Source organism: Bradyrhizobium erythrophlei (genome assembly GCF_900129425.1).
Classification (GTDB): domain Bacteria; phylum Pseudomonadota; class Alphaproteobacteria; order Rhizobiales; family Xanthobacteraceae; genus Bradyrhizobium; species Bradyrhizobium erythrophlei_C.
In genome coordinates this window covers 2,109,731-2,133,522 of record NZ_LT670817.1, presented here as the reverse complement: position 1 = coordinate 2,133,522, position 23,792 = coordinate 2,109,731, and the positions used below count along the sequence as shown (strand labels likewise).

Here is a 23,792-nt window from a genome sequence, read left to right as displayed (position 1 = left end):
CGGAAGATCGGGAATCCTAGCATGGTCTGTGCAACGGAAATCCCGATGAGCCATTTGTCCCTCCCAGGCCCCCTGCCGCGCAGGCTTACGCCGGCTTTTTCTTGGCAGTGAAAGATGTTATATGACGTATTAGATACAATATGAGATGACTATGGAAATTGAGTCAATCCCTCCAGTCCATGAATCCTTCGAACTCGAGCGCGGGAACCCGCGCGCTCTCCACGAGCAGCTCAGCGATCGGCTGAAATCGGAATTCCTGTCGACCTATTCCTCCGGCCAGCAAATTCCGACGGAGGAGGCGATTTGCCAAAGCTATGGGCTTAGCCGTGTCACGGTGCGGCGCGCGATTCAAACGTTGGTCGAGCGCGGCTTGTTGATCCGCAGGCAGGGAAAGGGAACGTTTCTCGCCCGGCCTAAACCACGGATCACCTATGAGATCGATCGCCTCGGCCCGTTCATGGATGCGTTCGCAAGTTCAAGCGAACCGGTATCCGCGAGCCTGGTTGATTTCAAATGGGCCACCGGGAAACAGGTGCCCAAATGCTTCAGCACATCGAGCAGCGTACTTGTTTATGAACGAATCTACCAAACCGCGGGCACGCCTCACGGCTTTCTGCAGATCACGATGCCCGCCTTTCTCGGTGAGCGCGTGGGTAGAGCCGATGCTGCGGAGAATGGCGTCTATCAAATTCTACGGGAGAAGCTTGGCATCGAGCCATTTCGTGCATCATTCAATATTAGCACCGAGCTTCCGGACGCGGCCTTGGCAGCCCATCTCGTAGTCTCGCCGACAACCCCTCTGCTTTCGCTGGAACGCATTTCCTACGACGCGCAAGATGTCGCGATCGAACGCACTATGCACCACCTCCTGCCAGAAGTGTACCAGCTCAGTGTAAACGTCCACGCCCGCATACCCAGAACCTGAATTCAGGAACTACCAATCCGAACACACCTGCTGTTTTGACGCGGGCACAATCAGGAAGGTAGTCAAGCTGTCATCGATCTGGAAGCTCGCACTCTCACCAGGCGTATCTAACAGTGCCGGTGCCGGCGTAGATCTGCGAGGTGTCGGCGAACTGACCGTCAAACTTCACCTCCAGCGACAGGTTTTTGTTCAACTGCAGCGCCGCGCCGGCGACGATGAGCGCGGAGTCGCTTGGCACCCCGGCGCCGTTAACGATGAAACTCGCGCCGGGAAGATCCTGGAAGGTAGCCGTGAGCGAGGGATTGCTGACCCAGTCGTGCGCCCAGGCGACGCGCGTGCGCAACAAGAGTGGCATGCCATCGACCAGTTGCAGATAATCGATGCGCGTGCCGAGTTCGCTCCTCGTGTCGTTCGCAGTCATGCCATTGTAAGCGAGGCCAAAGCCGCCACCGGTCAGATCGGTTTCCTGGTAATTCGGCGTGTGGAACCATTGCGTCTGCAATGCTGCATAGGGCGTGACGCCGTAGCCTGCCATGCCATAGCGATAGCCGCCTTCAAGCCGTCCGCCATAGCTTTGCGCGTTGAAATTCGCGGTAAGCTGGTCGCCAAGCGCAACGCGGTTGGTCGTCATCTCGTAGCTGGCGACGGCGAGCGCGGCCGAGATGTAGGCCGGTCCGGACCACGTGGTGCCGTAGATGCCGGCCTGTAACGCATCGCTTCTGCCGGTCCCAAGCCCCTGCGCAAGGCTCCAATTGGTGCCGCCGCCGGCGAGCGAGAAGCCGACGAGCGTGTCAGGCGTGACGCGATAGTCGACGCCGCTGGCAACGCCATAAGTGCCCGCCGTCACATTGTTCGTGCCAAGTGCCTGGTTGCCGTTGGCGGTGTTGTAGCCGCCATAGGCCTGACCCCAGACGTTCCAGCGCCGATCGGTTGGCGTGGTCGCATTGGCAGGCGGCGCCTTGAGCACCGAGGCATAGGCGAGCGCGATGTCGGGCGGCAAGCTCGATGTCTGCTCCGGCGCAAAGCCGGTTGCGCCTCCGCCCGGACCGCCGCCGCGGCCATTGGCAAATGGATCGACCATGACTCCGAGGAACTGGTTCATGAGCTGGAACGCACCCTGCTGGCTGTCGGTCGCAACTTCACCGGACAATTGCGAAAGCGCGGCCGTCAGATTGCCCCCGCTCAGTCCGAAAATGGGCACGAAATTTGGTATCAGCGCGCCGCCGCCATTGAAGAAATTGTTCAATCCGTTGGCGACGCGTTGCTGATTACCGCCGAGCCCGCCGTTCGAGCCGAGCGTGCCGGTGAGATTCAAGAACACGTCGGTCGGCGTGTAGCTCAGGTTGGCGGTAAAGCCTGCCGGCACGTTACCGCCAAGTCCTGCGAATGTCGTGCCGTCAAGCCCGGCCGAATGCAGGATGTCGTATTGCCTGGTTACATAGCTGCCGGGTGCGAATACCGCCAGTACGTTGCCGGCGAGCGAGGCCGTGCCGGTGACGTTGGCCATCGTTGATGAACTCGAATTGAGCTGCACCAGATAGAGCGCGCCCGACTGGAACGCGAGATTGCCGGATACCGTCATCGACGTGCCGGGCACGCCAGGTGTACCGGGCGCAAAGGTGCCTCCGGAATTGATCTGGGTATTGCCGACGGTACCGGTACCACCAAGTATCCCGCTACTCACCGTCAGGCTCGAAGCCGCCGAGAGATCGCCGTTCACCAGCAGTGTGCCGCTCTGCACCGTCCACGGATCAGACTGTGCATAAGTATTGTTCACGGTCCAGGTGCCGCCGATCACGTTGAAGGTGGTGAAGCCCTGATACTGCTGGGTATTGTCACCTATCGTGCTGAGGTCGAATGCTCCGTTGCCGATACCACCGAGCTGCAGCGTGTCGCCGCCCGAGCCAAACACATATCCGCTGATCGAGAATCCGGGCCCCAGCGTCAAAGTGTTGGTTCCAGATCCAAACGAGATCGCCGTTCCCCAAGTGCCCGTGATGGTTCCGGAATTGAATATGCTGACGCCGGTTGAGTTGGAAACGTCGATACCCGCGGTACCCGAAATTGTACCGCTGTTACTGATTCCGCCGGAGAAAGTCCCGTTAATTTGAATGCCTGCGCCGTTATTGCTTGAAATCAGGCCCGCATTGGTGATGCCGCCTGAAACGGTCCCGTTAAGAATAATAACCGGCCCGTTTTCGGACAATCTTCCGGTGCTGCTGTTGAAGATGCCGCCCGACAGGGTCGACCCGTTGTCTACTTGAATACCCCCGGCCGTGCCGCTGTTGGTGAAGCCACCGGTAACGGTGCTGCCGTTTGTGAGCTCAACAAACGAATTAATGGTACCGGAATTGTCGATAAATCCCTGAAGCGTCGTATGGATCAGGACGATGGAGGGAGAGGGACCGTTCTCGCTGAGCGTGCCCTCATTCGTGATATTTCCGTTGATGGAATGGCCAACGGCGGCAATGCACCGAATCCTGGTTGAAGCCGGGTTGTCGTAACCGGCTGACCCAGCGGCAGTACATGACGTGGGTGCGGGCCCGGCGTGGGCTGGATTTCCGCTGCCGCCGATCATGAGCGCAGCCACAGAACTCGTGGACAGCAGCGAGAGAAATCGAGCCCAGGGCATAGTCAATTCGTCACATTTCCCACGGGCGCGATATCAATGCATAGGACGGTGATAACGCTACGATTTCGGTGGCCGATCAACAAGTTTGAAGGCGAGGTTCAATCGTTTCTCGAATATTTTGGGTACCGTGGCAAAAATACTACGATCAGCAATAACTGGAAATGTCGCGCCTGCCTGAGGCTCAGATTGAAGCGTCAGTCCGGCGCATGCAGGACTTCGAAATCAGGCAAACCCCAACATTGATACCCCATGTCCTGAGCAAGCACGCCCAGACCCTCGCTCTCGATTTCGCCCGCACCGCAGAATCCGTTGGCTGGACGAATGAGTTCGCTCGGCCGGCCGTAAGGAAACGGCGGAAAGATGAGTCCGTCCCGGTGGCAGTCGGCCTTGACCAGCAGGATTGTCGCTCCGACGGCGTCCAGCCGGACCGGTTCGTTGGCGCCGCGAAAGTCTTCAAGTAATTTGCGCCCGTGATCGGCCCAGCCGTTGCGATCGAAAGTCGGGCCGCCCGGCGTTTGCACACAATGCGGATGAAGTATGTCGAGCTCAAACGCGAGTAATTGGCGGATCAGTCCCTTCGGATAGGAAACGACGTCGACATCGAGCCAAAGTACCCAATCCTCGTCCTGCAGCGACCTGAACAACAGCTGATTGCGGGATCGAGCGAGTACCGAGCGGCGGACACGCTGAAAAGCCGTCGTCCAGCGGGGAACGCCGGGCGGCAGGCGAAAATTGAAATCCCTCTTGATGACCGTGACGCGGCGACACCTCGCTTGCAACCTTGGAAGCAGCCCTTCCAGGGCCGCCCATGTATCGTCACGGCTGTCGCTTTCCAGCAGCCCTATGGACAGGTATTGTCGCGGGTATTCGATGGCCTCAAGGTTCTCGACGTAGCGGTGGAGGTGGTGCCGCGCATCCTTGAGAGGGGTCACGATAAGGACATTCGGCGTCGCGCCGGGCGACGGTTTGGCGGCCGATTCTGCTACCAAGATTCCTCCGTAAGCAGATACTTGGGTCATTTTGAGATGATGAAGGCGGCGCGCGAGGACTACAAGAGGCTTCTTAAAGAGCGCCTTGGCGGACTTCAACCCTATCCCTCGGACCATTTCTCCGGGACGGGTATCTTGATATGCGCCGGAGGGCCAAGCTTTTTCACCAATGCCTACGTCCTGGTGCATCTCCTTCGCGTCACACATGGCTGCACGCTGCCCATCGAAGTCTGGCACTTCGGCAGGGGCGAAATGTCGGCGCGCATGAAGCTTTTGCTTCATGACCTCGGAGCCGACACAGTCGATGCCGAAGCGGTTCTCACCTCGCTGCCGGCCCGGGTCCAGAACGGTTGGCAGTTGAAGGCTTATGCGCTGATGTGGTGCCGGTTCGAGCACGTTCTGATGCTTGACGCCGACCAGGTCCCGTTGGGCGATCCAGCCGAACTCTTTAAATGGGATGACTATCGCCGAACCGGTGCGGTGCTTTGGCCCGATTGCGGGGATATCCTGGAAACGAATCCGATTTGGGACGCCTGCGACCTGAAATCGCGCACCTGTCCTGCCGTCGAATCCGGGCAGCTCTTGATTCACAAGGCCCGACATTGGCGTGGGTTGCAAATAGCGCTGCATCTGAATGAGCACTCAGCGTACTACTACCAGCTCTTGTACGGCGACAAAGACACGTTCCTGCTGGGCTTGCTTCTAACGGAATCAGCCTACGCGCTCGTTCCCCATCGCCCTTTCAGTGACGTGCCGTTCTGTCTCTTTCAGAGGAACATGGCCGGCGAGGTCCTTTTTCAGCATCGCACCGGTGCCAAGTGGCGCTACGCGGATCCCCAGGTAAAGCTGCCGAAAGCTGAACTCGAAGAGGACTGCCTGGCTGCACTGGCGACCCTGCGCGCGCAATGGAACGGTCTGGTCTTTACGCCGCCACTGCGCAGCCTCCGCGCACGTGAAGCCGAGGCTGGCCTTGCCGCGGCACGCCTCTTTCATTTGCGCCGGCCCGGTGAAGAACCCGCGCGTCTTGAGTTGCTGCCGGAGTCCGAAATTGGCGCAGGGCGCGCCGCCGCGACAATGAATTGGCACTGCGAGGAAACCGGCAGTGCGATCGAACTCGTGATCAGCGACGCCTTTTGCCCCTTTTGGCGGCTCCGTCAGGAATCGAACGGATGGAGCGGACGCGCGGCGAAAGGCGACGGCGAAGTCTATTTGACGGAAGAGCGCACACCCCCGGCGCCGACGAATGACAATGTTCGGTCGCTCACCGAGGAGATTCTGTCCGCCGCCGGCTTTCCCAACCCGGTCTGGATGAGGCGGCGTGTCGAGATTTCAGCCGCGCTCGGCCTGGTCGCAGCGCTCGAGCCCGGCATCGGGGATGCGCTCGCCGCGATTTCCGGGCGCTGCGGATTTGTGGAGAAACAAGTGCTCGATGCAATCGCAAGCGAATTACGGCGCGAACCCCGAAACGCCGATCTCAGGGCGGACCGCGCCAACTGGCCGATGCCAGGCCGCTACACCGTAGCCGCCGATCTTGACAATTGATGCGCATCGCCAGACCACGGGTGCTCTTCATCGCTCCTACGCTTCCAGCCCTCACGGGCAACGGGCTCGCCATGCGCATGGGTGTCTTTGCGGAGGCGCTTACCCGATGGGCCGATGTTGATCTTGCGGTGGTCCCGGTCGCTGGAGGCGGCGTTGAAAACACACCGTTCCTCCAATGTCTTGATTTGCGCCTGTCGCGCGTCCCCTGGGACCGGCGACCGGACACCCACTATACGCTGCTGTCGCGGGTTGCGGATCCCGCGGCACGCCTTCAAACCTTCAGGGCCTACGGGAAACCGTCAATCGCCAGCGCGTTGACGGTCCGCGTGGCGGAGAACATCAGGGATCTTGCCGGCGAACGACGCTACGACCTCGTCCATATCGGCCGCAGCTACATGATACCCCTTGCTCGCTTCCTGCCTGAAACAACGCCCATGACGCTCGACCTCGATGAAGACGACCGCGCGTCCTTTGCCAGCCGGGCGGCGGTTGCCCGACGCAGCGGAGATTGTTTTCTCGCCGACTGGCTCGACCAGGAGGGACACGCCTGCGACGGATTGATTGCCGCTATGGCAGGCAGATTGCAGCGCGCGTTCGCGGCGAGTGTTCGGGAGTGTGAAAATCTGGCAAGGCGCCACCCGGAAGTGAGGTTCGAAACCGTTCCGAATGCGGTAAAGATTCCGCGCCATGCGCCCCGTATCGAAGACGGCCGCAGCATTCTCTTTGTTGGTTCATTGGGCTATGAGCCAAACGCCGATAGCATCCAGTGGTTTGCCAGGACGATCATGCCGCGGCTTAGGGCAAGATTCGGCCGTTGTCGGCTTACGATCGCCGGGGCAAACCCGCCGTCGGCAGTGCGCGCATTGGCTCGGCATCCGGACATTCGCGTCCTTGGCTTTGTCGACGATCTCACTGAAGTCTATCGAAGGGCCAGTCTGCTGATCGCGCCGATGCAGGCGGGTGGCGGCACGCGCATCAAGGTTCTTGAGGCGGCAGCTTTTGGCGTGCCCACGGTTGCAAGCCCCCAGGCTGCGGCCGGGCTGTTTACGCCGCGGCGGCCCTGGGGGTGGATATGCCGGCGTCCTTCGGACTTCGTAACGGCCTGCGCCGATGCGCTTTCTAATCCACGCGAACGTGACCGACGGGGAAAGCTCGGTTACCGTTCCGTCACCCGGCAATATTCACGCGAAGTTGTCGTCCCACGACTTGCGGCCTTGTTACACGAATGCTGCGGGTGAGGAGCCTTGGAAGGAGCGCATTGCATGGTTGGAGAAGACGATCGCTACCGCAAGACCGGGGGCTTCGATCAAGACGAAGTGGTGGACGGCTACATCGTCTATAACAAGGCCAAAGACCGCGTCCATTTTCTCAATCCGACCGCGGCCATCGTTCTGGAACTCTGTACCGGCGTTCTGACCGCGCTCGAAATCGCGGAAGTGATCGAACGGACGTTCAGCCTGCCGCAAACGCCGATCGATCCGGTCCGAGATTGCCTGGCTTCGCTTCTCTCCGAAGGTTTGATCGAAACGTGCGGGATATTGTAGTCCGAACCCTCCGGCGCGAATTTCGGATCGCGGGGCAGCCCGAAGCATCGCTTTTGCGGTATGTTGAGGCTAGTCCCGTGATCGATGGCGCTGCCGTTGCGCCGCAGATCGTGAACATCGAACGTAATCAGGAATTTTTCAGAGCGCGATTGCCTTTTGGACGCGGCCTGGAAGGCACTCTTCGCTACGTCACCGAGCACCTCGATTACTTTGTCGAGTACTGCGCCCGCGCCGACGAAGCTGATGCGGTCAGCCTGCCTGCTGCACTGCTGGTGTCGCCCGGCGGCCAACGCGTCCTGTTCACCGGAGGACGAAAATCCGGCAAAACGACGCTCGCATTAGGGCTGCTGTCAGCGGGGTGGGCGTTTGAGGGGGACGCGCGAGTTTTTATCAGGTCGGACGGAGTTGCCGCTCATCCGCGGACCCTGCGGGTCCCGCAGTCGCTGGTGTGGCGCCACTCTTGCCTTGCGCATCAGCTCGACGGGGCCCCGTCGCTTGCGGTCGATGGTCTGGAAGCGTTTTTTGCCGTCGATCCGAGGCGATGGGGACGAGAATGGAGCATTGCCGCGGGCAAAGTCGACGCGGTCTTCTTTCTCGAAAACGTCGATTCGGTGCTTTCCGCGATACGCCGCACCAGTTCAGACGAAGCCTTTGGCCGCGCTCTGCAGCTTTTCTCCTCGGCCTTACCCCTCACGGCGCGGCACGTTTCGCTGCTGCGCGCCATTGTCGCCGCTCCCTGCCTGTTTCATCTGGAGTTGGGAGCTCTTGAGGGCGCCGTCGGCCGCGTCGTCGAGACCCTTGAGGCCACCAACTTGCGTGCCTCAGCTTGATGCGGTAAACGCAATGTTATGATAGCTGTATGTTCGAATGGCAAATTGCGGAGACGCTGATGTCCCAGACCCTCGCTTCAAGGCAGTCAGATGACACGATGGCGGGCGTCGATGCATCCGTGGTGAAGACGGTTCAGCGTTTGGGAAAAATCTCCCGATATGAACCACCGAAGGTCATATCCTTTCCGATCGACGGCACGCGGGTGGCCGGGCCGGTATCGCTTGCCGGCAATAGCTACTGATACGTTTATCGGTGCTCCGAGCGGGTAAGTCGGATGATATCTGTCGCCGCGGCCATGATCGTCCGCGACGAGGAACGGTTTCTTCCGGGTTGTCTTTCTTCACTGCGGGGAAAAGTCGACGATGTCGTCATCGTTGACACCGGTTCCGTAGACAACACGCTGTCCATCGCCAGGACCTTCGGCGCGCGCGTTTTCCATTTCGAATGGAACGACGACTTCGCGGCTGCGCGCAATCGGGGGCTCGAGGAAGTTACCGCCGACTGGATCCTTTACATTGATGCCGACGAGCGCTTGCATACGCCGGGCGACCGCCCCGTTGCCGAATTTCTCGATCCCGACGCGATTGCAGCATATGTACGGTTCAAGCCGAAGCTCAATTATACCAGCTACCGGGAGCCAAGGCTTTTCCGCCGCGACACCCGCCTGAGATTTTCCGGCAAGATCCATGAGTCCATCTTGCCGGCGATCGATCGTATCCCCGAACGCGATAGGCTTTCGATCGCACGGACGGCGATCGGCCTGGATCATCTGGGTTATGAGGGCGATCAGGCGCACAAGGCAGCCCGCAACATTCCTCTTCTGCGGCAGGCCATCGAAGACGATCCGAACCGGGTTTACTATTGGTACCATCTTGCCGAATCCCTGGCAGCCATCGGCCGGGTCGACGAAGCTCTAGCGGTCGCACGCCAGGGTGTGCAGGCCGCGCAGCAACGTCCTTCCGAAAAGCAGCGGGCCAACGCCAGCATGATTTTCCAATTCCTCGCCCGTACTTATCTGGAGCGCGGGCAGGACCCGTCGGCGTTGATCGCTGAAGGGCTCGCTGCGGTTCCTGACGACCACGCGCTTTGGTTCATCGCGGCGCGCGATAGACTCAATGCGGGCGAATTCGAAACGGCGTGGCGAATTGCGGAAGATTTGCTCTCCGTAGATACCGACGCGTTGTCCGACGGACTTTTGGCATTCGATCAGCGCATATTCGAGGAATTTGCCAATGATCTCGCCGGCGTTGCCGCCTTTCGGCTTGGTCTGTTCGCCGAGGCTTCGAGACATTTCTTGAGGGCTGCCGCTGCCGCACCGGACAACGTCTCATACCGCATCAAGGCGCGCGCAGCCTTGCTGCAGCAACAGAGGCTTAAGGCCTGAGAATCGTGTCATGGCATCCGTTACGGAAAAGAATCTCGTTCTGGTACACAGCAATCGATGGCAGGACCGCGCCGACTTCGAAATGATCAAGAATCACGTCGAGTCTCTTGCGCCGGATATCGCCGTATTCATTGCGTCAAACGATATCCCCTCCTCGATCACCCGCAAGCGCGCTGCCTCGCGGCCAACCCTGATCTTCTCTCCGATCCGGCTTTTGAGTTTCAAACCTGCTCGTGGCAAACTGTATGCAGGCACGCCGATGTCCAAGATTGACGAAATGCGCCGGCTGGCGGCGGCTGGACTGCCGATTCCGGCTTTCGAGGTCATCGGTCCGGACACGCGATTGTCTGCCGACGACTACGGCCCCTTGGTCCTGGTGAAGCCATCCTACTCGTTCGCTTCCTTCGGGCAGGGCATTGAGCTGTATCGAACATCAACGCTGCGCTATCGGGCTCCCGCCGAGTTTCCGGAATGGCACCCGGGGCGGCAGGCGCCGATGTTCGCGCAGAAATTTATTGACTGTGGATACCCGATGTCCTGCCGGGTCCTCACGATATTCGGCGAGCCGATCTTCACCTATTGCCGCCAGTCGACCAAACTGCTGAATCTGGATCCGGCAAAGGATGTCTTTGAGCAGCACGAATACCTCCCGGCACCGCCGGATCGCATCACCTTCACTACCCGCGAACCGGACTTGCTGAAGCTCGCCGCGGATGCCCATCGCGCGATGCCCGAGGTCGCGCTGCAAGCTTGCGACATCGTGCGTGAAAAAGTCACCGGACGGCTCTTTTTGCTCGAGGTGAACCCTGGCGGCGGCACGTGGATGTTTTCGAGCGAAAGCTGCGGCAGCTACAAAGACTCGCTGGGCATCAGCGATCTGGCCGCGGAATTCGATGCCTTCCGGACGATCGCGCGCGTTCTGGTCGAGCGCACACGGGCCGAGGCTCAATAATTGTGAAGATATCGCGCGTGGCCGGCGGGAGCGTGGTCGAATACAAGGTCCGGGCTGGGTCTAGACTAGGCCGCGTCGTCGGGTCTGTACTGGAGCCCCCGGCCGACGCCTGGGATGGAATCATCCACTTCAACAAAAAATAGCGTGCCTTCTCCGTGTGCGATGCCGAGTTTGGGTCATTTGTGGCCACCGGCTGGCGACGTGCCCTTGTCAGTTCTTACCCCTCAAAAACAGTCATCGGCTTGCGCCGCATGCCCCCGCCCGATGCGGGATGTTCTTCCCCGCACGCTACGTCAAATCCGTTTCATAATCTCCTGTCACCAACCACTCGAAGGTCGATCCTGCTGATCAGATCCGAACGGAGCACTTCGGCGGCCCTCATGGCGGCCATCGTCTGTCGCAACGTACTGACGTTCGATCCGAGCGACACGATTCCGCCTAGCACAACGGCAATCGATCCGACGGCGGCGACCTGATTGGATCCGAATAGGCCGAGCACCATAAAGAGCGGCAATGCGACGCCGCCGGCGATTGCCGCCTTGGAAACCAATATAATCTTTCGGCATCGCTCGGAGACCTCGGCAAGCTCCTCAAGCTGCGCTTCGATCCGTGAAATCTCGTCGATCGGGTTGTCTTCGTCCATCAGATTCGAGATCCGCAAGGTTCACTGTCGTAGGTGGCAGCGGGTTTGCTCATGTCCGCCCTCCCCGCTAACAGACATCCATCAGGATCGACGGTACGTCCGCCGCCAAGGACGGACTATTCACTATCACGTCCCCCGCATCCCCGATGCCACGCTCGGGGTACTATCTTCCCCGACGAGATGGCCGCGAGCTTCTTGCCAACCCGGCCCCCACCTCGCCGATCGGTGGCTTTCTAAGTGGCGTTTTTCGTCTCCGGCCGGTGCTTGTTCTTCGGCACGAAGCCCGAACGGGTTGCTTCACGCGGCTGGCGTACCCAGACCTCACGATTCGGGTGCAAGCCGGCACCGCGTGTAGCTGGCACGGCGGTCAGCCGCGCGCGGTGCAACAGGCGAGTGTCGGCGTCGCCACAGTTCGGGTGGACTCCGCCATTAGCCGCCACCACCATGTCCCAGGCCGCCTTACGCTGCTTGAGAATGGCAGGATCTACCAGCGCCGTGCAGTTGAGCTCGTTCTTGTCTAAATCCGCGACGATCTCGTCACCGTCCTGAACGAAGGCGATGGGTCCACCAAGGCCAGCTTCAGGGCCGACGTGGCCGATGACAAGGCCGACCGATCCGCCAGAGAACCGCGCGTCGGTCATCAGCGCCACCACGATTCCCCGCTCACGGCACAGCGTGGTAATGCGCGAGGTTGGATCGAGCATCTCCGGCATACCCGGCGCACCGCTCGGACCCTCGTATCGTACAATGATCATGTCGTTGTTATGGAACCGGCCGGGTGTCTTGTCGAGCGCCGTAAGTAGGTCTTGCTCGCCTTCAAACACGCACGCTTTGCCACGGAACAGATTGTTCTCCAGCCCGCCTTCAACACCAGCAAGCTTCAGGATTGCCGAGAATTCCGGCGACAGGTTGCCGCCGAGAACGCGCAGGCCACCGGTCGGCTTATAGGGCCTGGCGACGGAATAGATCACCTTGCCATCGGCGGTCCTGGTGCCGAGGCGCTTAACCTGCTCGGCCAACGTTTCGCCGGTGCAGGTCATCACTTCGCCATTGAGCAGTCCGGCCTCCAGCAGTTCACGGACGATCACCTGCACGCCGCCGACCTGGTCGATGTCGACCATCGAATACTTGCCGTAAGGTCGGGCGTCGGTGAGGACGGGAACGACATACTGTGACAGATGATTGAATTCGGCCGGGGTCATGACCTCTTTCCAGAAGTCCGCGTAGCCCGCGGCGCGCGCGATCTCCGGCGCATGCAGCGTGACGTTGGTCGAGCCGCCGATCGCCATCGCGACGATGACGGCGTTGCGGATCGAATCGCGCACAACAATGTCGCGCGGTTTCAGGCCCCGCGCCATCATCTGCGCGAGGTACTCGACCAACTGGTGCGGGAATTCATTGAGGCGGCGGGGATCGTCGGACGGCGGGGCCACCATGTGCAGAGGCTGCATGCCGACGACGCCGATGAAGGTCTGCATGGTGTTGTAGGTGAACATGCCGCCGCAGCTGCCGTAACCGGGACAGGCATGGCAGGCGATGTGATGGCGGTATTCGGCGTCGGGATTGCCGGCGACCTGATAGGCGCTGACGATGTCAAGTTTCTCGCCGGTGTTCGGGTCAGTGCCGGGATGGATCGGTCCATCCGACATGATGATCGCGGGTTGATTGTGCTCGAGCAAGGCGGCCAACGCGCCAACCGGCGGCTTGTCGCAGGCAACGACGGCGATGGTGCCGGCGAGCCCGGTGGCACTCAGATGTTCGCAGAGGGCATCGTGAGTAACTTCACGCCCGATCAGCGAATACCGCATTTCGCGCGTGCCGTTGCGGATGCCGTCTGACGTCGCGATGGTATATTCCGGCTGGACCAGGCGCAGCTTCAGCTGGCCCGCGCCTTTGCCGATGCGGCGCTTGAGGCTCGCGTGGATCGCATCGACCTTCGCCGCAACACCCATATAGCACTGGCTGTCGCCCTTGGTGCCGACCACGCCAACCGACGGCTCATGGATCAGATCCTGATCGGTGCCAAGTTCTCGCGCAACCCCGATGGTTTGGGCCGAGCGTCCCGGATGGCGGTCTATGATTACGACTTTCGATTTTGTCACGGCGAGTTCCTTTCAAGCGAGCGTCTTGTTCGATCGACAATACGTAGAGTACGCCCCGCTGAGGTTTGTCACCTGATTCAGGCGCATGGGCCGGACCTTCTGATTGGTCCCCCAGCCGGACGTCTGCTGCGACGTTGAGAATGCAAAGCCATACAGAGCGCGGCTGCAACCATCAACACATCACCACGTCACCTGTAAACAGCGCAACGGCCACCCCCATGGTGGCAATCACACTGCCGCTCCTACCATGCAGTGGGTTTATTCTAGGGTCTCCAGGGCGAGTCTTCAGAAAACGCCAGTTTTCCTGGATTCGGCCGGAGACTTTTGGGAATTCTCGACCCAAAAAGTTCGAAAGTCGGCCTCCAGAGACTATTGCCGACGAGAAAAGCCCGCGTTTGGCGCCTTTCTCATCCAAAGAAGGAAATTCTCTCAAACTCAGACTGCCTGGCTGGCGACGCAGTGTTGATAGCCCCGTCTCCACGCGAATTCCCTGCCAACAGGGAATTTTGCGATTTGAGGCTTCCAAAACCAGGCGTTCCCAAGAAAGTCCTTTTTTCAAATGGACGCGGGCCGGTGTTTCCGCCTATGCGTCAGAGCGAACCCTTACATAGGATCCCGGAGCGTCTTCGATGACCGACAAGCCCTCGCCGGCCGTTCGGGCCGCAACTTGTCCACCTGAGAACCTCACCACCCACTCGTTCCAGTGAGGCCACCACGAACTCCGGCGCTCGGTCGCAGTTTTGAACCATTCCTCGGCCGTCGCGGGATTCCACGAATTCGTCCAGTGGCCATATTTTGAACCGGGTGCACTAATCACACCGGCCATGTGGCCTGACGCTGACAACACAAACTCAACCGGACCAGCATAGAATTGCGTTGCCCGATAAGCGGATTTCCAGGGTGCGATGTGATCTTCCTTTGTACCGAGAATAAAGGACGGCGTTGTGATTTTCCGCAGATCGATTGGCGTGCCATCGAGAGTGATGCCTCCAGGCTTGGCCAGATTATTTTCCTGATACATGTTGCGCAGGTAGAACGAGTGCATTGCCGCAGGCATGCGCGTCGCATCTGAATTCCAATACAAAAGATCAAATGGAACCGGCTCCTTGCCGAGCAGATAGTTGCCTACGACAAACGACCAGATGAGATCATTCGCGCGCAACATGTTGAATGAGGTCGCCATGTCCTGCGCATCAAGGTAGCCCTTCTCGTTCATGCGCGCTTCGAGCGCCGCAAGTTGCTCGGTGTCGATGAAGACCGACATGTCGCCGGACTCCACGAAATCGACGAGCGTGACGAAGTAGGTCGCGCTCCTGACGCGATCGTCGCCTTTGGCTGCCTGATAAGCGAGCGTCGATGCGAGCAGCGTTCCGCCAAGACAATATCCGACGCAATTCACCGCACGCTCGCCAGTGGCTTTCTCGACTGCCGCCATCGCCGCGATGGCGCCCTCAAGCATGTAGTGCTCGAAGCTCTTGTCTCGCAGACGTGCGTCCGGATTGATCCATGAAATCACGAAGACCGTGTGCCCCTGCTCGACACACCAGCGGATGAACGAATTCTTTGGCTGGAGATCGAGGACGTAGAATTTGTTGATCCACGGTGGAATGATCAACAGAGGCGTTTGAAATACTTGCTCTGTCGTCGGGGTGTACTGGATGAGTTGAATCATTTCGTTCTGGAAAACGACCTTGCCCGGCGTCGTCGCAATATTTTCGCCGAGCCGGAACGCATTCATATCCGTCATAGTAACGCTGAGGCGGCCCTTTCCGCGCTGCAGGTCGTTAAGCAAATTCGTCAGGCCGCTGAGCAGGTTCTCACCGCCTGTCTCAAACGTCTTCGATAACACTTCAGGGTTTGTCGCTGCAAAATTGGAGGGCGCCAACGCATCGACGAATTGCTTCGTATAGAATTCGACCTTCCTGGATGTCTCCTCATCAAGCCCCTTGACGCCTCGGACGGCAGAGAGGATAGCACGAGCGGAAAGAAGATAACTGTCGCGGATATAGCTAAATACAGCGTTCTCGGCCCATTCAGGGTGTTTGAAGCGTTTGTCCGGTGCGCCCACCGGCGGTGGCTCGCCGCCGAGCAGATGTCGCAATGTCCGCGTCCACAGGCTGACGCTCTGCTCCCAAAGCTCGAGTTGCGCGCGCGCGATCGGTCGTGGATCGGCCGCGAGCCTGGTTGTCAGCTCGAAGAAGGCTTGACCGATCTTGGCCGGATCGCCCATGCCGATATTGGCGACGTCTGGTCGGTCGACGAGAAATCCCTGTGCGGCAGCCTGGCTCTTGGTCGCCAGCGTCTGAAATCGTTCCGCCAGAACAGCGGGATCCAAAGGCGCGGCCATTTTGCTGTCAGTCATGGCAGACTCCCCTTTCTCGTTCCTCATATGCGGGCCGACGATCTATCTGCTGCCTTCTCCGTCATGCCAGTGCCGGCACCGGCTTTGCTATTACCCGTTCGACGACCGCTGATGATGGACATTCCTCGTCCGAGGCTGTTTTACAGGAAACCGATTGATATCCACGGTACAGCAGCGACGATAATGGTGCCGATGAAAAGTGCGATCATGTAGCCGACAATCGGTCTCATTCCTTCATCCGGGTTGATGCGGCTGATCGCGCAGGCCGCGTAATAACCTACACCGAATGGTGGCGCGAACAGGCCGATGCCCATCGCCAGAACCACGACCATGGCATAATGCACTTCGTGCACGCCGACCTGTCGCGCTATCGGAAAGAGCAAGGGGCCAAAGAGCACGATAGCCGGAATTCCCTCGAGGACGGAGCCGAGCACGACGAAGGCGAGGATCGAGACGGCGAGGAAAGTTGGGGTGCCCCCGGGCAGGGCTTTCATGGAATCGGCAAGCAGACTCGAGAAGCCGGATTGGGTGAGGGCCCAGGCCATGCCAGTTGCAGCCCCGATGATGAGCAGAATGGATCCGGAGAGCGAGGCTGTGTCCACCAGCATGGGATAAATGCGCTTCCAGTCGAACTGTCGATAAACCAGAAGCCCGGCTAAAACCGTATAGGCGATGCCGATCGTGGACACCTCGGTCGCGGTCGCGACGCCCTCGATCACTGCCGCCCGGATGATGAACGGGAGGGCGATCGCAGGAAGCGAGATCAGGAATGACTTGCCAATCTCGCGACCAGAGGCGCGACGCACCCCGGACAGATCCTGATTACGGTAGCGCCACCAGACCAGTGCCCCGAGAGTCACCCCGAGCACGACGCCCGGCAGGAGCCCACCGGTAAAGAGCGCCGCTATCGAGACGCCCGTTACGGAGCCGATGGTGATCAGCACGAGCGAAGGCGGGATGGTCTCAGTCTGGGCACCCGTGGCTGAAAGCAGTGCTACGAGGTCGCCCGGCTTCGCGCCGCGCCGCTTCATCTCCGGGAAAAGGACCGGGGCGATAGCCGCCATGTCGGCAGCCTTCGAGCCTGAGATTCCGGAGACGAGGTACATCGCGCCGATCAGGACGTAGGAGAGCCCGCCGCGGACATGACCGAGAAGACTCGCCAGGAACCCGACCATCGCGCGCGCCATCCCCGTCATCTCGATCAGCAGGCCAAGGAGCACGAAGAGCGGTACGGCGAGCAGGATCAGATGGCTCATGCCTTCGTCCATGCGTCCCACAACGACGACGGTCGGCGTCGAGGTCGTGAGTGCGAGATAAGCGAAGGTTGCAAGACCGAATGAGAAAGCGATGGGTACGCCCAAAAGCACCATCGAGCCGACGCCAAGGACGAAGAAGATGAGCAGGTTCCAGTTGCCAAGCCCCTGAAGATGGGGCCCCAGCAGCGCGGTGATGGCGACGGCGGCGGCTACCGTCCCGAGGGCGAGGATGCTGGTCCAGAAGCGGCCGAAGCGGAATATCTGAAGGAAACCGACAAGAATCATCAGCGCAATCCCGATCGGCAACGCTGCGGCCCGCCAGGAATTGGCAATCTCCAGAGAGGGGGTTGTAACGAACATCTCGTCCTCGGCGAACTCATAGGCCGGGCGCACAACGAAAAGCAGGAAGGCGAGCGCGGCCGCGATTGCGATCAGGTCGAGGAAGGCGCGCAGATGCGGCGGGAGCTTGCCGACGATGGCCGTCATTCGCATATGCTCGCCGCGCCGCAGCGCCACGATCGAACCGAGCATCGCGAGCCAGAGGAAGAGAATTGAGGCGAGTTCGTCCGACCAGACAAGCGGCGTTTGCAGAACGTAGCGCCAGATCACGCCCATGAGGAGCACAACGACCTCAGCCGCGACCAGCAGCGCGGCCGGAAATTCAACCAACATGCCGACGATGTCATTGAGCCGATCGAGCCACGGAATCGGTTTGCCTTGCTCTGCTTCGGCACCCCAATGCGAAATGTCGCTTGTCTCACTGACAATGTTCATGGCCTATTCCTCCCGCTCATTGTTACTTCCTAGGGCGATGACTGCTTTCTCCATTAAAAAACGGACCCGCTCGCGTCTTGAAGACCCAAGGCGTGCGTGCGGTTTGCCTGGTCAGCCGAGTTTACCGGAGACCTTCTCCATAAGGCCCCAGGCAGTAGGGCCGTATTTCTGCTTCCACTCAGCATAGAAATTTGTGCCGGCGAGCGCCTTCCGGAAGTCGTCTTGTTGGACATCGATGAACGTGATGCCCTTGGCCTTCAGGTCCGCCTTCAGGGTGTCACTCAGCTTGGCGATATCGGCCCGCTGGTCGCCCGCCGACTTGTCGAGTTCGCGGGTGATAATTGCTTGTAAGTCGGCCGGTAGCTTAGCGAAAGCGCGTTTGTTGCCAAGCACCCAATAGCCGTCCCAGACATGCGCCGTCAGGCTGCAGGTCTTCTGGACTTCATAGAGCCGTGTCGTCGCGATAATGGCAAGGGGGTTCTCCTGTCCCTCCACCACCTTGGTCTGAAGCGAGGTGTAGACTTCGTTGAAGTTGATTGGCGTGGGTGAGGCGTCTAATGCCTTGAACAGTGAAGTTAGAGCAGGCGCTGGCGGCACGCGCAGCTTGAAGCCCTTCAGGTCTGCCGGGCCCCTGATTTCGCGGGTCGATGATGTCACGTGGCGGAAGCCATTGTCCCATATCTTCGAGACCGTGAAGATCGGCGTTTTCGCGATCTCGGAACGGACGTGGTCGCCGAGTGGACCGTCCATGGCTCCCCAAACCTCGTCGTAGTTCTTGAACGCAAAGCCGACGCTGGTGATCCCCGAGATGGGCACGAGAGTCGCCAGGATGAGCGATGACAGGTTGAAGAACTCGATCGAGCCGTTCCGGACCTGCGTGAGTAGGTCCGTGTCGGAGCCGAGCTGGTTCGCCGGAAAGAGCTTGATGTCTACCCGGCCCGAGGTCGCCTCGCGGATTCGGGTCAGCGCTTCCTGCGCACGGAGGTTGACCGGATGGCTCGGGTCCTGCCCGGTGGCGTATTTGAGATCGAACTCGGCTGCGCTTGCGGGCCATTTGAGCATAGTGAGCAAGGGGAAGGCAGCGGCGCCCGCCAGCAGGGCGCGGCGCGTCGGCTTACAGCGGGTCGTCATGATCGTTTCCTCCTGTCTTGTGTTTTGATGCGGGCTGCTAGGTGGTCCCATTAAGGGCGCGGTAGGCGCGGATAACCTGGCTGTCATCTGCGAGACCTTCGCCGCGGCCGGAGGTCGAATTGAAAAGCTGGTAGGCCAGCGCGGTCATCGGCAGCGCTGCCTTCGTCTCGCGGCCAGCTTCGAGCACAATGCCGAGATCCTTGACGAAGATGTCGACCGCGCTCGTCACCTCTGGATCGGCTTCAATCATGCGGGAACCACGGTCCTTCAACATCCAGCTTCCGGCGGATGTGCCGACCAGGATGTCGAGCATCGACTTGGTATCGACCCCGATCTTCTCGGCCAGGGAGAGTGCCTCCGCCGCAACCACGATATGAACGCCGCAGAGAAGCTGGTTTACCGTCTTCACGGTGGCGCCCTGTCCGGGCTTATCCCCGACGCGCAGGGTGCGGCTGCCCATCGCCTCGAGCATGGGCTGTACCGACTCGAACAAGTCCTTGGGCGCTGCGGCCATGATCGTGAGGCTGCCGGCGGTAGCGCCGACGACGCCGCCGGAGACGGGAGAATCGACGAAACGCCGTCCGGTGATCGCGATGCGTTCAGCGATGGCCTGGACCTGCTTCGGTGGACAGGTCGCCATGAGGCAAACGATTGCTTCGGCCGGCGCCGCTTCAAGCGCCCCATTCGAGAACAGTATTGCCTCGGCCTGGGCGGCATTGACGACCATCAACACAATTGCGCCGGCACCTGCGAAGGCCTCTTTGGCGGAGCCGGCCGGCACGCCGCCGGCGGCCTTTAGGTCCTCAAGACCAGCAGGATTCACGTCATAGCCCTGGACGGCGTACCCGGCCCTGATGAGGTTTCGAGCCATGGGCCGACCCATTGCGCCGAGCCCGACGAAAGCGATGGTCTTCATATCGTATCCTTTCGCAGCTTGACCCGATGCACCCTTGTTCAGGAACGAGATGAGATGAATTCAGAGCCAGCTCTTGATTGCCGCCGTGACCGCGCTGGTGGAGAGGCCGTAACGATCGTGCAATGTCGGAAGTGCACCGGCGGCGAGAAACTCGTCGGGCAGAGCAATCTGCCGGAAAGCCGGATGGGTGCCTGAGCGCATCAGCAGCGCGGCAACCGCCTCGCCCAGGCCACCGATCTCGCTGTGGTTCTCGGCGACAACGACCAGCCGACCGGGCTGGCAGGCTTCGCGGAGGATCGTTTCTGCGTCGAGCGGCTTGATCGTGGGGACATGCAACACCGCTGCCTGCACGCGATCATCTGCAAGGATCTTGACTGCTTCGAGCGCGCGCATCGTCATGATGCCAGACGAGATGATCAGGACGTCTTTGCCGCTGCGGATCAGCTTCGCCTTTCCAAGCTCGAATTTATAGTCGTACTCATCAAGGACTACGGGTACCTGGCCGCGAAGGAGGCGCATATAGACCGGCCCTCGATGGGCAGCGATGGCAGGCACGATCTGTTCGATCTCGAGCGCATCGCAGGGATCGATCACCGTCATGTTCGGCATGGCCCGGAACAGCGCAAGATCCTCCGCCGCCTGGTGGCTCGGTCCATAGCCAGACGTCAGGCCGGGCAGCGCGCACACGATCTTCACATTGCGGTCTTCCTCAGCAATCGTCTGGTGGATGAAATCGTAGGCGCGCCGGGATGCGAATACCGCATAAGTCGTCGCGAATGGCGTGAACCCCTCAGCCGCCAACCCGGAAGCTGCACCGAACAAAAGCTGTTCGGCCATGCCCATCTGGTAGAAGCGATCAGGAAACTCCTTCGCGAAAATATGCAGGTCGGTATATTTGCCGAGATCGGCCGTCATGCCGATCACATCGGAGCGATTGCGCGCAAGTTCGACCAGGGCGTGCCCGAAGGGCGCCGGCTTAGTCTTTTGTCCATCCGCCGCGATCGATGCGATCATCGCAGACGTGGTCAGACGCGGCTTTCCGGATGGGGTCGATGTTGCGGATTTCATGACTGCCTCGCGGCTTCGAGTGCTGTAAGTGCAAGCTGCCATTCATGTGCTTCGACACGGATGAAATGGTTCTTGTCGCGCTGTTCCAGGAAGGGAACGCCCTTGCCCATGAGCGTGTCGGCGACGATCATGCGTGGCCTCGGCTCGGGGTCTGCCTTGGCTGCATCGAAAGCCGCGATCACGGCATCGAGGTCGTTGCCGTCGACCCTTCGTACGAACCAGCCGAACGCCTTCAGCTTGTCGACCAGCGGCTCGAATGCCATGACTTGCGTGGAAGGACCGTCTGCCTGTTGGTTGTTGACATCGACAATGGCGATCAGGTTGTCGAGCTTGTGGTGCCCTGCTGACTGGATCGCCTCCCAGACCGAGCCTTCATCGAGTTCTCCGTCGGAGAAAAGGGTGTAGACCCGTGCTGTGGAGCCCTTGCGCTTCAATCCAAGTCCCATGCCCACGGCAATGCTCAGACCCAGGCCGAGCGACCCGCCCGACATCTCCATTCCCGGCGTGTAGGAAGCCATGCCCGACATCGGCAGTCGGCTTTCGTCAAAACCATAGGTCTCAAGTTCAGCCTCCGGAATGATCCCGGCCTCGATTAAGGCCGCGTAGAGTGCGATGGCATAGTGCCCATTTGACAGAAGGAAACGGTCTCGTCCTTCCCAGGTCGGATCGTCCGGTCGATAGCGCATCGCGTGAAAATATGCCGCCGCAAGCACGTCTGAGATGTCGAGAGCCTGCGCGATGTAGCCTTGACCCTGCACCTCACCCATGCGGAGCGCATTGCGGCGGATGTTGTGGGCGCGCTCGGCGAGTGTAGGGGCGTTGGCAAATGTCTTCGTGATTGTTTCCATTGATATCTTCCTCATGTGGCGCGATCAGTGAATCAGCATGCCGCCATTGACGTCGATGACGGCTCCGGTGACATAGGCGGAGAGGTCCGAAGCCAGGAAAGTGTAAATACCCGCCACGTCATCGGCATCGCCGAGGCGGCCGAGTGGGATGCCTTCGAGTATTTTTGCTTTCATCTCGTCGGTTAGTTTGCCGGCGGTGATGTCGGTGCCGATCAGGCCCGGCGTTACGCAATTGACACGGATGCTATCGGACCCGAACTCGCGCGCCATCGCCTTTGCGAGTCCGAGAACGCCGGCCTTCGCGGCGGAATAGTGAGGTCCGCCAAAAATGCCGCCGCCACGCTGGGCCGAGACAGAAGACATGCAGGCGATGGATCCAGTCTTGCGCCGGCGCATATGCGGAATGACCGCCTGTGAAAGAAAGAGGATCCCCTTCAGGTTGACGTCCTGTATGCGGTCCCAATCGCTGGCTGTGATATCAAGTAGCTTCACGGGCTGCGTGACGCCGGCATTGTTGATAAGAATGTCGATTTGACCGAAGGCTGCGATCACGGCCTCGACGGCTTTCACGCAGGAACCCTGGTCGGCCACGTTGCACGCAAGACCAACATGCGGCTCTCCCGAAATAGGATTGAGATTTCGCGCTGCACTTTCTGCAGCGGCGCCGTCGATATCGAGGATTGCGACACGGGCGCCTTCCGCTACGAACCGCCGGGCGGTCGCAAGGCCTATCCCTCGCGGCGAGGCCGCACCCGAAATAACAGCTGTTTTGCCGCGAAGCAGCATGCCTTTCCTCCCATTGGGTTTGCTTTCCGAGGCACCACTGTCTGGAGCCCGTCTTGTTGGGGAAATCGATTACGCCGTGGCCTGCGCTCGGACAAACGCGCAGTTGTCTTGAATGGATGAATCTGGTTCACTTATCGAATGTTGCTCTCCAGTGTTCCGATCTCGGCGATCCGGGCCTTTGAGGCGGCCGCGCGCACCGGCTCATTTCGCGATGCTGCAAACGAACTCCATCTGACGCCGAGTGCTGTAAGCCACGCGATCCGTAAGCTTGAAAGCACCATGAGTACGACGCTCTTTGAGCGGAACGCCCGATCGGTCCGGTTGACGCCCGCCGGCGAGAACCTCATGTGTCATGCTGGCGCCGCGTTCGACAATCTGAGGCGAGGCATGGAGGAAGTTGCTGGCCGTGGCCCGCAATTGCTTCGGGTGCACTGCGCACCCAGTTTCGCAGCACAATGGCTGGCGCCTCGTCTGGCTCAGTTTCTCGCCGCCGAGCCTAAACTGGAGGTTCGACTTGCGGCCAGCACCGAATATGCCCGATTCAGCAACGACGATTTCGATGTCGACGTTGTCTATGGTCAGCCGAGAGGCGAAGGAAACGAGATAGTTCCGCTGGGCGAGGAAACCGTTACTCCACTTTGCACTCCGGACATCGCAAAGAGTATTCGCAAGCCGAAAGACCTGTTCGGCGAGGTGCTCATCCGGTCGGAAGTCAAACGGGTTCAGTGGCACCAATGGTTCGCGGCCAACGGCCTTGAGTCGCCTGCAATCCACGGTATGCGTTTCGACCGCAGCTTCATTGCCATTGCGATGGCTTCAAGCGGTCTTGGCGTGGCTCTCGAATCGACAAGGCTTGCCGAACGTGAAATCGCGACCGGCAAACTGGTCGCCCCACTCGAGGGCCGTTCAGTCGATGTCTGCTACGTGGGCCATTATCTCGTCTTTCCGCGCGCCAGCCGACAGCGCCGCGCGGTGCGCGCCTTCGCCGAGTGGATCACGTCGGAGCTTTCCGCGACCGAGGGCAAGTCCCAAACGCGCAGTGCGGTCGATCGCTGACCGGCGATCCTGCGCTGCGCTAGGCCGATTGTGGCACTTGGCGGACATCGT

The 23,792-nt window shown here is 60.1% G+C and carries 20 protein-coding genes; 9 read left to right on the top strand and 11 right to left on the bottom strand.

The genetic code is table 11. From position 1 onward, the window contains the following. Positions 1-151 precede the first annotated feature (151 nt). Complete coding sequence (locus tag B5527_RS10080) at positions 152-925, top strand: GntR family transcriptional regulator (protein ID WP_172842530.1); 774 nt, start codon at positions 152-154, stop codon at positions 923-925. 94 nt (positions 926-1,019) lie between these two features. Here the strand turns inward: B5527_RS10080 and B5527_RS10075 are convergent, their stop codons facing one another. Continuing rightward, positions 1,020-3,557 carry an autotransporter outer membrane beta-barrel domain-containing protein gene (locus tag B5527_RS10075; protein ID WP_079601149.1) on the bottom strand — a complete coding sequence of 846 codons (2,538 nt, stop codon included), beginning with the start codon at positions 3,555-3,557 and terminating at the stop codon, positions 1,020-1,022. A 194-nt stretch (positions 3,558-3,751) separates the two neighbouring features. Beyond that, positions 3,752-4,828, bottom strand: a complete 1,077-nt coding sequence (locus B5527_RS10070; RefSeq protein WP_245332563.1) for an ANP1/MMN9/VAN1 family protein — start codon at positions 4,826-4,828, stop codon at positions 3,752-3,754. Between B5527_RS10070 and B5527_RS10065 the strand changes: the two genes are divergently transcribed. The 7 genes from B5527_RS10065 to B5527_RS10035 all read left to right on the top strand — a co-directional run bounded on the left by B5527_RS10065 (position 4,730) and on the right by B5527_RS10035 (position 10,799). Continuing rightward, entirely contained in the window at positions 4,730-6,088 is a 1,359-nt protein-coding gene (locus B5527_RS10065; RefSeq protein ID WP_245332562.1) for an alpha-1,3-mannosyltransferase family protein, read from the top strand. The two genes, B5527_RS10070 and B5527_RS10065, sit on opposite strands and share 99 nt — an antisense overlap. A gap of 326 nt (positions 6,089-6,414) precedes the next feature. Beyond that, positions 6,415-7,326: a glycosyltransferase gene (locus B5527_RS10060; RefSeq protein WP_172842528.1), complete on the top strand. Its 912-nt coding sequence runs from the start codon at positions 6,415-6,417 to the stop codon at positions 7,324-7,326. A 24-nt stretch (positions 7,327-7,350) separates the two neighbouring features. Further along, positions 7,351-7,632: a PqqD family peptide modification chaperone gene (locus B5527_RS10055; protein WP_079601145.1), complete on the top strand. Its 282-nt coding sequence runs from the start codon at positions 7,351-7,353 to the stop codon at positions 7,630-7,632. 77 nt (positions 7,633-7,709) lie between these two features. Continuing rightward, positions 7,710-8,462 (top strand): hypothetical protein, encoded by a 753-nt coding sequence (locus B5527_RS10050; RefSeq protein WP_079601144.1) that lies wholly within the window; start codon positions 7,710-7,712, stop codon positions 8,460-8,462. Positions 8,463-8,521: 59 nt separating this feature from the next. Next, positions 8,522-8,704: a hypothetical protein gene (locus tag B5527_RS10045; RefSeq protein ID WP_154072134.1), complete on the top strand. Its 183-nt coding sequence runs from the start codon at positions 8,522-8,524 to the stop codon at positions 8,702-8,704. Positions 8,705-8,737: 33 nt separating this feature from the next. Further along, positions 8,738-9,847: a tetratricopeptide repeat-containing glycosyltransferase family 2 protein gene (locus B5527_RS10040; RefSeq protein WP_079601142.1), complete on the top strand. Its 1,110-nt coding sequence runs from the start codon at positions 8,738-8,740 to the stop codon at positions 9,845-9,847. Positions 9,848-10,124: 277 nt separating this feature from the next. Beyond that, complete coding sequence (locus B5527_RS10035; protein ID WP_154072133.1) at positions 10,125-10,799, top strand: hypothetical protein; 675 nt, start codon at positions 10,125-10,127, stop codon at positions 10,797-10,799. 304 nt (positions 10,800-11,103) lie between these two features. On the opposite strand, the gene B5527_RS10030 is transcribed toward B5527_RS10035, so the two are convergent. The 9 genes from B5527_RS10030 to B5527_RS09990 all read right to left on the bottom strand — a co-directional run bounded on the left by B5527_RS10030 (position 11,104) and on the right by B5527_RS09990 (position 22,685). Next, complete coding sequence (locus tag B5527_RS10030) at positions 11,104-11,442, bottom strand: hypothetical protein (RefSeq protein WP_079601140.1); 339 nt, start codon at positions 11,440-11,442, stop codon at positions 11,104-11,106. Between the two features lie 233 nt (positions 11,443-11,675). Next, entirely contained in the window at positions 11,676-13,544 is a 1,869-nt protein-coding gene (locus B5527_RS10025; protein WP_079601139.1) for a dihydroxy-acid dehydratase, read from the bottom strand. Positions 13,545-14,127: 583 nt separating this feature from the next. Next, complete coding sequence (locus B5527_RS10020; RefSeq protein WP_079601138.1) at positions 14,128-15,906, bottom strand: PHA/PHB synthase family protein; 1,779 nt, start codon at positions 15,904-15,906, stop codon at positions 14,128-14,130. Between the two features lie 140 nt (positions 15,907-16,046). After that, positions 16,047-17,834: a TRAP transporter large permease subunit gene (locus B5527_RS10015; protein WP_245332711.1), complete on the bottom strand. Its 1,788-nt coding sequence runs from the start codon at positions 17,832-17,834 to the stop codon at positions 16,047-16,049. 213 nt (positions 17,835-18,047) lie between these two features. Beyond that, on the bottom strand, positions 18,048-19,067 hold the full coding sequence (locus tag B5527_RS10010) for a TRAP transporter substrate-binding protein (protein ID WP_079601136.1): 1,020 nt from the start codon (positions 19,065-19,067) through the stop codon (positions 18,048-18,050). 37 nt (positions 19,068-19,104) lie between these two features. After that, on the bottom strand, positions 19,105-19,983 hold the full coding sequence (locus B5527_RS10005; RefSeq protein ID WP_079601135.1) for an NAD(P)-dependent oxidoreductase: 879 nt from the start codon (positions 19,981-19,983) through the stop codon (positions 19,105-19,107). A 60-nt stretch (positions 19,984-20,043) separates the two neighbouring features. Continuing rightward, on the bottom strand, positions 20,044-21,051 hold the full coding sequence (locus B5527_RS10000; RefSeq protein ID WP_172842527.1) for a transketolase family protein: 1,008 nt from the start codon (positions 21,049-21,051) through the stop codon (positions 20,044-20,046). Then, positions 21,048-21,899, bottom strand: coding sequence for a transketolase (locus tag B5527_RS09995; protein WP_079601133.1), 852 nt, complete (start codon positions 21,897-21,899; stop codon positions 21,048-21,050). The genes B5527_RS10000 and B5527_RS09995 overlap by 4 nt, the downstream gene beginning before the upstream one ends. 24 nt (positions 21,900-21,923) lie before the next feature. After that, entirely contained in the window at positions 21,924-22,685 is a 762-nt protein-coding gene (locus B5527_RS09990; protein ID WP_079601132.1) for an SDR family NAD(P)-dependent oxidoreductase, read from the bottom strand. A gap of 141 nt (positions 22,686-22,826) precedes the next feature. Between B5527_RS09990 and B5527_RS09985 the strand changes: the two genes are divergently transcribed. Next, the gene (locus tag B5527_RS09985) at positions 22,827-23,741 is read left to right on the top strand and encodes a LysR substrate-binding domain-containing protein (RefSeq protein WP_079607190.1); all 915 of its coding nucleotides are present in this window, start codon (positions 22,827-22,829) and stop codon (positions 23,739-23,741) included. Positions 23,742-23,792 lie beyond the last annotated feature (51 nt).